General features: G+C 37.8%; 13 protein-coding genes. 9 read left to right on the plus strand and 4 right to left on the minus strand.

Going from position 1 to position 9777, the window contains the following annotated elements; genetic code table 11:
* Window positions 1-541 precede the first annotated feature (541 nt).
* Together F6K06_RS32570 and F6K06_RS32575 are read right to left on the minus strand one after the other, a co-directional pair.
* Entirely contained in the window at window positions 542-775 is a 234-nt protein-coding gene (locus F6K06_RS32570; RefSeq protein WP_240038873.1) for an OsmC family protein, read from the minus strand.
* A 282-nt stretch (window positions 776-1057) separates the two neighbouring features.
* Window positions 1058-1231 carry a hypothetical protein gene (locus tag F6K06_RS32575; protein WP_161564433.1) on the minus strand — a complete coding sequence of 58 codons (174 nt, stop codon included), beginning with the start codon at window positions 1229-1231 and terminating at the stop codon, window positions 1058-1060.
* Window positions 1232-1492: 261 nt separating this feature from the next.
* On the opposite strand from F6K06_RS32575, the gene F6K06_RS32580 reads away from it, so the two are divergent.
* The 8 genes from F6K06_RS32580 to F6K06_RS34440 all read left to right on the plus strand — a co-directional run bounded on the left by F6K06_RS32580 (window position 1493) and on the right by F6K06_RS34440 (window position 7901).
* A complete protein-coding gene (locus F6K06_RS32580) occupies window positions 1493-1951 on the plus strand; it encodes a peptidoglycan-binding protein (protein WP_124144271.1) in 459 nt (152 codons plus the stop codon).
* Window positions 1952-2136: 185 nt separating this feature from the next.
* On the plus strand, window positions 2137-2439 hold the full coding sequence (locus tag F6K06_RS32585) for a peptidoglycan-binding protein (RefSeq protein ID WP_124144272.1): 303 nt from the start codon (window positions 2137-2139) through the stop codon (window positions 2437-2439).
* A gap of 139 nt (window positions 2440-2578) precedes the next feature.
* On the plus strand, window positions 2579-3025 hold the full coding sequence (locus F6K06_RS32590; protein ID WP_124144273.1) for a peptidoglycan-binding protein: 447 nt from the start codon (window positions 2579-2581) through the stop codon (window positions 3023-3025).
* 709 nt (window positions 3026-3734) lie between these two features.
* Window positions 3735-4178 carry a peptidoglycan-binding protein gene (locus F6K06_RS32595; protein WP_124144274.1) on the plus strand — a complete coding sequence of 148 codons (444 nt, stop codon included), beginning with the start codon at window positions 3735-3737 and terminating at the stop codon, window positions 4176-4178.
* 94 nt (window positions 4179-4272) lie between these two features.
* Window positions 4273-4449 carry a hypothetical protein gene (locus F6K06_RS32600; RefSeq protein ID WP_192901090.1) on the plus strand — a complete coding sequence of 59 codons (177 nt, stop codon included), beginning with the start codon at window positions 4273-4275 and terminating at the stop codon, window positions 4447-4449.
* 88 nt (window positions 4450-4537) lie between these two features.
* Window positions 4538-5290, plus strand: coding sequence for a hypothetical protein (locus tag F6K06_RS32605; protein WP_287244967.1), 753 nt, complete (start codon window positions 4538-4540; stop codon window positions 5288-5290).
* 612 nt (window positions 5291-5902) lie between these two features.
* On the plus strand, window positions 5903-7225 hold the full coding sequence (locus tag F6K06_RS32610) for a four-carbon acid sugar kinase family protein (RefSeq protein WP_124144276.1): 1323 nt from the start codon (window positions 5903-5905) through the stop codon (window positions 7223-7225).
* A 388-nt stretch (window positions 7226-7613) separates the two neighbouring features.
* Window positions 7614-7901: a zinc ribbon domain-containing protein gene (locus F6K06_RS34440; protein ID WP_353734927.1), complete on the plus strand. Its 288-nt coding sequence runs from the start codon at window positions 7614-7616 to the stop codon at window positions 7899-7901.
* A 153-nt stretch (window positions 7902-8054) separates the two neighbouring features.
* Here F6K06_RS34440 and F6K06_RS32620 read toward each other — a convergent pair whose 3' ends face one another.
* Both F6K06_RS32620 and F6K06_RS32625 read right to left on the minus strand, forming a co-directional pair.
* On the minus strand, window positions 8055-8279 hold the full coding sequence (locus tag F6K06_RS32620) for a hypothetical protein (RefSeq protein ID WP_287244970.1): 225 nt from the start codon (window positions 8277-8279) through the stop codon (window positions 8055-8057).
* Between the two features lie 12 nt (window positions 8280-8291).
* The gene (locus tag F6K06_RS32625) at window positions 8292-8798 is read right to left on the minus strand and encodes a DNA-binding protein (protein WP_287244973.1); all 507 of its coding nucleotides are present in this window, start codon (window positions 8796-8798) and stop codon (window positions 8292-8294) included.
* A 423-nt stretch (window positions 8799-9221) separates the two neighbouring features.
* Between F6K06_RS32625 and F6K06_RS32630 the strand changes: the two genes are divergently transcribed.
* Entirely contained in the window at window positions 9222-9614 is a 393-nt protein-coding gene (locus tag F6K06_RS32630) for a hypothetical protein (protein WP_124144277.1), read from the plus strand.
* Window positions 9615-9777: the final 163 nt, after the last annotated feature.

Here is a 9777-nt window from a genome sequence, read left to right on the forward strand (position 1 = left end):
ATAGAGAGAAAAGTAGCGTTAGCGTCAAATGTGAACATACAATATCTGGCGTGAAGAGATATAATGCAGGGAGAGGATTGTATCGAAATCACATTAAAGATGCGCGACGATCGCTTCATGTTCACTGTGGCTGGACTCTGGAATTTCTACTTAATGGCAGGATAATTTAATCAGTGAAAACCAGAATTTTCCCATTTCACTTTAAGGTTTTATTTCGCGACAAGTCTATTGTATGTGTTTGTGTGTGTTTTGTTGCGTTGCCCCTATATACTTAGGGGCTATTTTTTTTGTTCGCGTTCGCTGCAATAAAGCTTGACATTATGTCCTATTTTCTACATATCTTGTCTATGCATCATTAGCAGCAAGACCTACAGCAGTTAAAGTACCTTCAAAACTCAAGAATTAAACTACCGCCACTTTCACGTCAATATTACCAGCAATCGCTTTTGAGTACGGACAGAGTTGATGAGCTTGAGCAACGACCTGCTCCGATGTTTCACGCTCTGAGTTTGGCATTTCCACTTTTAACTCAGCAGCAAGCTTATATCCACCATCTGCTGGATCTCTGCCAAGAGTGACGACACGTCACCGTTGCCTTAGACGCATCGACCCGCATCTTTCTGGCAACCAAAGCCAGTGCCCCATGAAAACAGGCGGCGTATCCAGCAGCAAACAGTTGTTCTGGATTGGTTCCTTGACCCCGACCACCAAGCTCTTGAGGCATCGCCAGTTCTAAGGCTAATAATCCATCCTCACTTTCCGCATGACCTGACATCCGGGCGTGTTCTTCTTGCCCCGGTGTTACAGTGACCACAGCCGTATACAAAGACTTCATTTCAGCCCCTTCGTATGGCTGTTCTAATTGCTGCATCAGTTTCTCTGTATCAGGGTTCATAATTCCTCGCTTTTCCGAACAATGCTTCAAGTACCATAATACTACGAGTCGGGGCACGGGTTCGTGTAAAATCAGGCTACATCTCCTGAAAGCTTTGTTATAATTCAGTTTTAATGTCCAGCCCAGAACGGAAATCAGCAGAATAAGTAATTTTATATTTCATCAAAACTCCAATAGGTCAGACATTTCAGCTTGTGGCTGCTGGAGATTATCATCGTACACCATCAAGGTCTTGGGGTCAGCATGACGGCTAAAACTTTGGGCTTTCCTAATATTCCCACCATTACGTTCCAAAACTGCTGTAATGGCAGAATGTGACCGCTGAGTGCTAATCAATGTGTAAGAAAATTCACCTCCACCCACAATAAAAAGTTAATTGTGTAAGAAAATTCACCTCCACCCACAATAAAAAGTTAATTGTGATAACTCATGCACATTTTCCCACTTCCCCAAAAACTAGGAGATGATAAAAATATAGAGCAGGACTTACATAAAAGCACTTAATATAGTGGTTTTATCTGGGAAATGACCAATTAATGCGCTATATATAGATTTACTTCCTAAGTCCTGCTCAATTCAAAAAACAAGGAGAAAATTATGCTTGCTGGAACTCAAACAACTACTACTCGTGCTACTCTTACCCTTGGTAGCACTGGTGAAGATGTGAAATATTTACAAACAGTTTTGAATGCCATTGTTGCTAATAATAGCTTAGTAGTTGATGGAATATTTGGTAATCTTACAAAGGAAGCTGTCATAGCTTTTCAAAAACGATATGGTTTAACTGCGGATGGAATTGTGGGTCCCCAAACTTGGGGATTAATAGATACAGGGAAAATTGCCCGCGCTACTCTGTATTTTGGTAGCACTGGAGAAGATGTAGAATATCTACAAATATGGTTAAAGGCTGCTGGATTTCGTTCTTTGGTAGTTGATGGAATATTTGGTGTAGCAACAGAAGAAGCTGTGAAGAATTTCCAAAAATCCTCTGGTTTAACTGTGGATGGAATTGTTGGTCCCCAAACTTGGGCAAAATTAGAATCTATCAATGTTTAGAGTTGAATTCACTAATCAAAACTAACAAAACCATAGCTATGGCTAAAGTAGCTATCAACAAACCATTTTTTTACCAGCATTCAGTCTTCAGCTAAAATTCGGGGGTGAAAATCCCCATTATACGACTTGAAAACTGATTACTGATTGCTAACCTAATCTTCAACTAAACTAAGGAATTTTCTCAAATGACTGTATCAACTTTGCCAGTATTAAAAGAAGGGGATAGTGGAGATGCTGTTCGCTTTCTTGAACAGTTACTATCCTCAATCTATTGGTTTGGTTTCCAACAAGGTAGACCATCTCTGATTACAAGTAATGTGAAATTTGATGCTCAGTACGATAATCAATGCCAACAAATAGTAACTGAGTTTCAGGAAAATTATAACGCCATTTTTCCTTTTCCATCACCTGACATCACAGTAGATGGAGTGGTAGGTCCCCAAACATGGAAAGCGTTAGGTGATGCTATCTTCAAATACACTTATTAAAACTTAAACACTCTTGTTGCTACATCTCTAGATATGACTGCAACAAGAATGTACAAACTCTTGGAGTTTAGTCCTGGGGTTCCTGACCAAATCGCTCTAATTTCTCATACTCATCTATCCTAATACAGGAGAATTAACAATGACTTTAAGTGTTTCAAGTTCTTTTTCTTTACCAGTTTTACGCAACGGAAGCACCGGTTCTGATGTGACTCTGATACAACGCCTTCTCAATAATGCTGGCTATGGTTCTTTAGTGGCAGATGGTATCTTTGGTGTTCGCACTGACACCGCAGTTAAGCAGTTCCAAAAAGACCGAAATTTAATAGTGGATGGTATAGTTGGTTCTCAAACTTGGGAAGCTTTACTGCCTCCTACTATCGGTCAGGGTAGCAGCGGTGATGATGTTAAACGTCTGCAAATTACCATGAATGAAACGAACTATGGAACTCTAGTTGTAGACGGTATTTTTGGTTCAAACACTGAAGCATATGTTAAGGCATTCCAAACAGAGATGTCCTTAGAAGTTGATGGCATTGTCGGTCCTTTAACGTGGTATGTTCTGATGAGCAATCAGATTCAACATTAACGATTTTTAGAAAGTACTGGCTTAACCCACGCTCCCGTGTTTAACTTTCCGGTTCGTTCTTCATGGAACTGGCGGTCGCATTCCCAAGAATATTATTGAGAGCGAGAGCGTGGCAATCAGAACTTTAACCCTTGCCGATAATGTAGACAAAGAATATCTTAGGCTGTTCATTAATTGATAATTGATAATTACCTCGGGTTTTAACCGTTACGGAATTGAAGATAAGGAAATATTATTTCTTTTCTCTTGGTCTCATGGATATGGCTCCGAGACCTCGCCATCCCACCCTTCGGGAAGCTACGAAGATCGACCGCTTTTTCCCCTAATGTAGACAAAGGATATCTTAAGCTATTCATTAATTGATAATGGATAATTGATAATTACCTCGGGTTTTAACCGTTACGGAATTGAAGATAAGGAAATATTATTTCTTTTCTCTTGGTCTCATGGATATGGCTCCGAGACCCCGCCATCCCACCCTTCGGGAAGCTACGAAGATCGACTGCTTTTTCCCCTTAAAAGGGTCAGTTTTAAACCAGAATTATTTAATTATTAATTATTAATTATTAATTATTCGGTCAGGTGTTGGCTTGTTTCCTTGGAGCGATCGCAACAAGAATGTACAAACTCTTGGACTTTAGCCCTGGGGTTCCTGACCAAATCGATCTAATTTCTCATACTCATCTATCCTAATACAGGAGAATTAACAATGACTTTAAGTGTTTCAAGTTCTTTTTCTTTACCAGTTTTAAGCAACGGAAGCACCGGTTCTGATGTAACTCTGGTACAACGCCTTCTCAATGATGCTGGCTATGGTTCTTTAGTGGAAGATGGTATCTTTGGTGTTAGCACTGACACTACAGTTAAGCAGTTCCAAAAAGACCGAAATTTAACAGTTGATGGTATAGTTGGTTCTCAAACTTGGGAAGCTTTACTGCCTCCTACTATCCGTCAGGGTAGCAGCGGTGATGATGTTGAACGTCTGCAAATTATCCTGAATGAAATGGGCTATTCTCTAGTTGGAGATGGTATTTTTGGTTCCAACACTGAAGCAGCTGTCAAGGAATTCCAAAAAAATAGCCGCTTAGAAGTTGATGGCATTGTCGGTCCTTTAACTTGGTATGCTCTGATGAGCATTATGATTACACATTAACGATTTTTAGGTTGTATTATCCAAGTGTGGGAGTTCAATTCTCCCACTTCTGACTTCAGTTATTCAGACAGTGAGATTTGAGGAGAATACTCCCATGCAAGTTAGATGGAAAATTTTATTGGTCAAAATAACAGTCTGGTTAAGTTTAGAGATTTGGCTAAATTTAGTAGGACTTGATTACTTAGCTGATTACAGTGAGTTTATTTTTGAGCAGAATAATGGCTTTGTTGGGCTTTGTTGTGTGAATCTGTGCAGCACTTCCTGGTACTGAACCTGATTTTGCATTTGAAACTTGCAGTGAGTTAAGTTATGAATAAAATTAAAGTTGTCAAATTCTACAATTAAAGAACTTAGAAAACATGACAGATGTAATAAAGGTATTACTTAATTTGCAAATGCCAACCATGCTAATTGTGGCAGGACTATTGATTATTATTTTAGGATTTGTCACAAAAATAGGTGGTATAATTGAGGTTTCACGAGAACAAAAAAGATTTACTATTCCTATAGGGTTATTTCTTCTAGTGCTTGGTATTGTTCTTAACTTTGCATCATCTCCAACTCCAACTCCTCCAACTACAACTACAACTCCAACTCCTCCAACTACAACTACAACTACAACTCCTCCAACTACAACTACAACTACAGGTGAAAAACCACCTCTTGATAATTCTAATATTGAACCTACAGTTACATATAATGAACCTACAGTTACATATAATATGAATAAAATAGATAGCCGCAGTAGTTATGCCGACATAATGATCGGTAATCAAAATATTAGTGGTACTTTTATTGTCGAAAGATTAACTCTTAATTGGGATTACTCAAAATGTCCCCAATTTACTAATGTACCTGATTTAAGTGCTGACGTTATGAAAGAGTCTGAATACACTGCTAGTTTAACTCAAAAATCTGACTCTAAAGTTTTAGATGATCGGGAATTCAAATATCCTCCTAATGATGTAGATAAATTTAGTATTTTTATAAACCATAGTAAAAATGGGGTCTACACAGTTTGGTTTGATTTTGACTACTACTTGTTTGGAAATGAAGATACAAAAAATAAGAAGACAGAAAATAAGGTTATTTCGTATTGTAACAAGTCGTAACAAGTTCGTATATTAACAAATGTAGTTAATTAAGTTATAAAACCTAAATTAGACTGAAAACCTAAAATCAATTTCAGTGTTAAACTAAGCAAGCTCATTAAGCATTAAAAAAAAAATTTTTCTCAAGACTAACAAAAGACTAAAACAATGGGCAAAAAATCAATCAATAATGCTAGAAATATTTTAAATTTACTAAATAGTATATTATTTGGTGATTTTCAGGATATTATCACTATAGTTAGTATCGTTGCGTAAGTCCTGTCTATACTGATTATGCTCAAACTTAGAGTTGAATGTTAATAAAATTTGCAATTATGTTCTGCAGCTCAACTTACTATACTGATGTCCAATGTTTAATCAATCGAAAAAATATTCCTCATTTTTCAAAAATTAAGTGATTCTGATGTGCAATAAATGTTTTATTTCTTTAGTACGACCGCTCCGAGCAATATCAAAATTATTCCTTTTTTAGTTTTAAAATTTATAAGCAACACAGAAAAAGGAAGAAAATTAATCAAATAGAGACATATCTATAGATATAGTAGTGAAAGCTGAGAAAAACTTTTTTGAGAATCTCGGTATAGCCTTCTATAGATAATGAGCAAAAAAAATATGACTAACAGCCAACCAAAAATTATTGTCCTAGATGATGACCCAACAGGTTCCCAAACTGTTCATAGTTGTCTACTTCTAACTAAGTGGGATGTAGAAACCCTAAAATTAGGATTACTTGATGAATCTCCCATATTTTTTATCCTCTCCAATACTCGCGCCCTGACCCCAGACCAAGCAGCCAATGTGACACGAGAAGTTACACATAACTTGACCGAAGCGATCGCTCAATCAAATATCCAAGATTTCTTAGTCGTTAGTCGTTCTGACTCTACTTTACGGGGTCATTATCCCATAGAAACAGATGTCATAGCAGCCGAACTTGGTCCATTTGATGCGCATTTCCTAGTTCCAGCATTTTTTGAAGGTGGGAGAGTCACCCGCAACAGTACCCACTATTTAATGGTTAATGGTGTAGAAACTCCAGTTCACGAAACAGAATTTGCCAAAGATTCAGTATTTGGCTACACCTATAGTTATTTACCTGATTATGTGGAAGAAAAAACCAAAGGTCAAATCAAAGCAGAAACTGTAGAAAAATTTAGACTTGATGATATTCGCTCTGGTAGTTTAGAACGTTTGATCAAAATGACTGGCAACCAATGTGGAGTTGTCGATGGTGAAACTCAAGCCGACTTAGACAAGTTTGCCAATGATTTGTTGGCAGCAGCTAGTCAAGGTAAAAAGTTTCTATTGCGGAGTGCTGCAAGTATTTTAACTTCTTTAGCTGCTTTGGGAAATCAACCTATAGCTGCTGAAGAGATGAGGCAATATGTTAGGAGTGGGAAACCAGGTGTAATTATTGTGGGTTCTCATGTTAAGAAATCTACCCAACAGTTGGAAAGATTATTACAAGAGTCTGATGTAGTGGGTGTAGAAGTAAATGTGTCTCATTTAGTTGAGGAGTCTGAGAAGAACAGAGCAACTTTACTCAAAAATATTCTCGAAAAAGTTCATGCTGTTCATGCAGAAGGGAAAACACCTGTGGTTTATACCAGTCGTGAAGAATTGACTTTTGAAAATGTGCAAGTGCGTTTGGAGTTTGGTGTGGCAGTCTCCGAGTTATTGATGGATATTGTCCGGGGTTTGCCCGAGGATATTGGATTTTTGATCAGTAAAGGTGGGATTACCTCTAATGATACTGTAAGTAAAGGTTTGGCTTTAACTACTGCTAGATTATTGGGTCAGGTATTAGCTGGTTGTTCGATGGTGCGGACTCCCGCAGAGCATCCTCAATTTCCTGAATTACCTGTTGTTTTATTTCCAGGTAATGTCGGGGATGTAGATGGTTTGGCGACAGTTTATCAACGTTTGAGTCCATAGTTTTTCCGGGGTTGGGTTTCCTCCCTTATATCATGTCCGGTTGAACAGTTATAAATAAATAACTACGGAGTCCTCAGGAGTCAGTCCTCAGGAGTCAGGAGGGAAGAAAGAAGAAGGAAGAAGGAAGAGGAAGAACTGGAGTTGAAGGAGAAAGTTTTTTTTATAACTAATTATCCGGACATGATATTACTATCTATGGTTGAGAAGGAGGGAAATATGCGCTACGCACAAATCAGAAGTCAGAAGTCAGAAGTAATCTCTGACACTCGTTTGAGCATTTAGAAATGTGGCGTTGCATAAATGCGCTTGGGATTTTAATAGTTTTGTGGAATGGGCATCTTGCCCGTTCCTGATATTTTCACGTTCTTGCTTACCATGTTCATAGATATTGACAATTAAATATACAGTCATCAAAGTAGAGCCAAAAGGTACATCTCAACATTGTTGGGAGTGTCTAAACAGAGTTTCTAAGAGCTTGTCAGAGCGCTGGCATTCTTGTAGCTATTGTGGCCAAGAACTAGATAGAGACTATAACTCACCCACCCCTCTAGCTCCCCTCCCGGGAGGGGATGGGGGTGGGTTGGATTGCTGTCAACACAGGGGGAGAACATCACCTCACACGAAACAGCGGTCAGGGTTTCTCTGGCTGAAGAATCCCGCGTTGTCGCGAATATAGCAACGTCGGGAGTATGTCAATATCAAAGAGCATTGATAGACTACTTTGCAAATTTTCTCAAATCTCCAATATTCAGATAAAAAATTTTTTTTTATTAAATCTCAAATTTTGCCAGCATCTAGAAAAAGGAGTTCTGGCACAGGAAAAGCAGAATTACAAGACTCCAGAGGTTGGAGAAGAAAAATTGTCAGAGGAAATAAAATATATAGATAGGAGCGATCGCTCACTCAGGCTAAAAAGAGAATTTTGAGGAAGGTTGTTACTCATAGAAATATCAGAATTATTTCCATAAGAATCTCTAGTGTCAACCCAAAAGTCAAGGAAGGCAACACCGATACTATTACTATTAAATAGAGAAAAATCCGGTTTAACTAACAATCAGACTTAAAGCTAACCAAAGCCTTGAGGTTGATTTTCCTCTAGTTCTGTATCTGGGAAAGACTTGCGAATTATTTGAATATCAGGCTCTACCTCAATCCACAGCCGCGCACCACCAGCTTGACTTTTGTTAGGTTTATGAGGTCTATAGACGATTTTGCAATTTCCCAGAATTTCTACTTCGTGGCAGCGATGGTTTTTGCCTCCTTGTTTGACAGATACTGCTGGAAGAGAAGTACCGTGGTCTCGGTTATAGTCAATTTCTCTTCGCAGCACATGGATAAAAGTATTGCCTGTACGGAATCCTTTATTCCAAGTTCCTTGAGGACCTCGACGACCAGGGGTAATTTCTGGCATTCCTTTACTATTTAAAGGAATTACCCAGAACCGTTTGACTTTTTTAGCTCCTTTGAGACGACCTTGCCTCAAAAGTAACCTGAGTCTAGCAGTAGAAATATTTAGAAGAAATGCTGCTTCTGTTGTACCAACTTTATCTGGTTCAGTATTTGTATCTTTCATAAACTATTTCGGAATATATAAAGTATGAACTGGATAACCATTTACAATCCAACCACAAAGGATTTAGTTTAGCAATACTTGATTTTTCAGTATTGACTTTAATAGTAATCTTAGTAGAAAATTTCACAATTACCCAAGATTTCAATTGTAAGATAATAACTATACTATTTCGGAATATATAAAGTATGAACTGGATAACCATTTACAATCAAACCACAAAGGATTTAGTTTGGCAATACTTGATTTTTCAGTATTGACTTAATAATCATAATCTTAGTGGAAAATTTTACGAAAGATGGACGAGAGCTTGAAAGCCACGTCTTTTTAAAGCGTGGATGAAAAACGAACGGGGGATTTTAATCGCCTTAAAAATTTTTCATTTTCTCTTCTTTAATGTTATCCTATTAAAGGAGGTAATCAAAGATGTATGGATGTCAGCAAGAGTTAATTAAAATTCCCGAAACTATCCCGTTTTTAGAATACTTATGTACCACAGCAAATAAACTCATTAATTGTGGGATTTATTTGGCTAGGCAGTGGTATTTTAAGTTAGGTAAGATTCCGGGCAAATACAACTTAGAAAAGAAGTTAAAGTCCAATAGTAATTATCAGTTTTTGTATTCTCAAGCAGCACAACAAACTCTTAGAGGAGTAGCAGAAGCATTTAAGTCTTATCAAGCACTTTCTCAGAAGTATCTCAAAGGAGAATTAACTGATAAACCCCAACTACCAAAATATCGCAAAAAGGGGGGAATGGGAGTAATAACTTATCCTAAACAAGCTTTAAAGCTGGAAAATGGTCAAGTTAAAGTGTAAGGATTCAGGTATGCAAAATAGGAATAAGAGAAAGAGTTGATGAGGGATCGCCTACAACGCTGTCCACTAGAGACTGTTCAAAGAATTCAATCACAGAACGCCCCTGGCGACGACAGGTTTGTACCACAGTTAATAAATTAGCTGTGTGTTGAAATCTTTCCAT

The organism is Okeania sp. SIO1H4 (genome assembly GCF_010672695.1).
Taxonomy (GTDB): domain Bacteria; phylum Cyanobacteriota; class Cyanobacteriia; order Cyanobacteriales; family Microcoleaceae; genus Okeania; species Okeania hirsuta.

What these genes read in the sequence shown, in the direction of transcription:
- F6K06_RS32580 (WP_124144271.1), top strand. Translation starts at nt 1,493, where the DNA reads ATGCTTGCTGGAACTCAAACAACTACTACTCGTGCTACTCTTACCCTT.
- F6K06_RS32590 (WP_124144273.1), top strand. Translation starts at nt 2,579, where the DNA reads ATGACTTTAAGTGTTTCAAGTTCTTTTTCTTTACCAGTTTTACGCAAC.
- F6K06_RS32605 (WP_287244967.1), top strand. Translation starts at nt 4,538, where the DNA reads ATGACAGATGTAATAAAGGTATTACTTAATTTGCAAATGCCAACCATG.
- F6K06_RS32585 (WP_124144272.1), top strand. Translation starts at nt 2,137, where the DNA reads ATGACTGTATCAACTTTGCCAGTATTAAAAGAAGGGGATAGTGGAGAT.
- F6K06_RS32625 (WP_287244973.1), bottom strand. Translation starts at nt 8,798, where the DNA reads ATGAAAGATACAAATACTGAACCAGATAAAGTTGGTACAACAGAAGCA.
- F6K06_RS32630 (WP_124144277.1), top strand. Translation starts at nt 9,222, where the DNA reads ATGTATGGATGTCAGCAAGAGTTAATTAAAATTCCCGAAACTATCCCG.
- F6K06_RS32570 (WP_240038873.1), bottom strand. Translation starts at nt 775, where the DNA reads ATGTCAGGTCATGCGGAAAGTGAGGATGGATTATTAGCCTTAGAACTG.
- F6K06_RS32595 (WP_124144274.1), top strand. Translation starts at nt 3,735, where the DNA reads ATGACTTTAAGTGTTTCAAGTTCTTTTTCTTTACCAGTTTTAAGCAAC.
- F6K06_RS32600 (WP_192901090.1), top strand. Translation starts at nt 4,273, where the DNA reads ATGCAAGTTAGATGGAAAATTTTATTGGTCAAAATAACAGTCTGGTTA.
- F6K06_RS32610 (WP_124144276.1), top strand. Translation starts at nt 5,903, where the DNA reads ATGACTAACAGCCAACCAAAAATTATTGTCCTAGATGATGACCCAACA.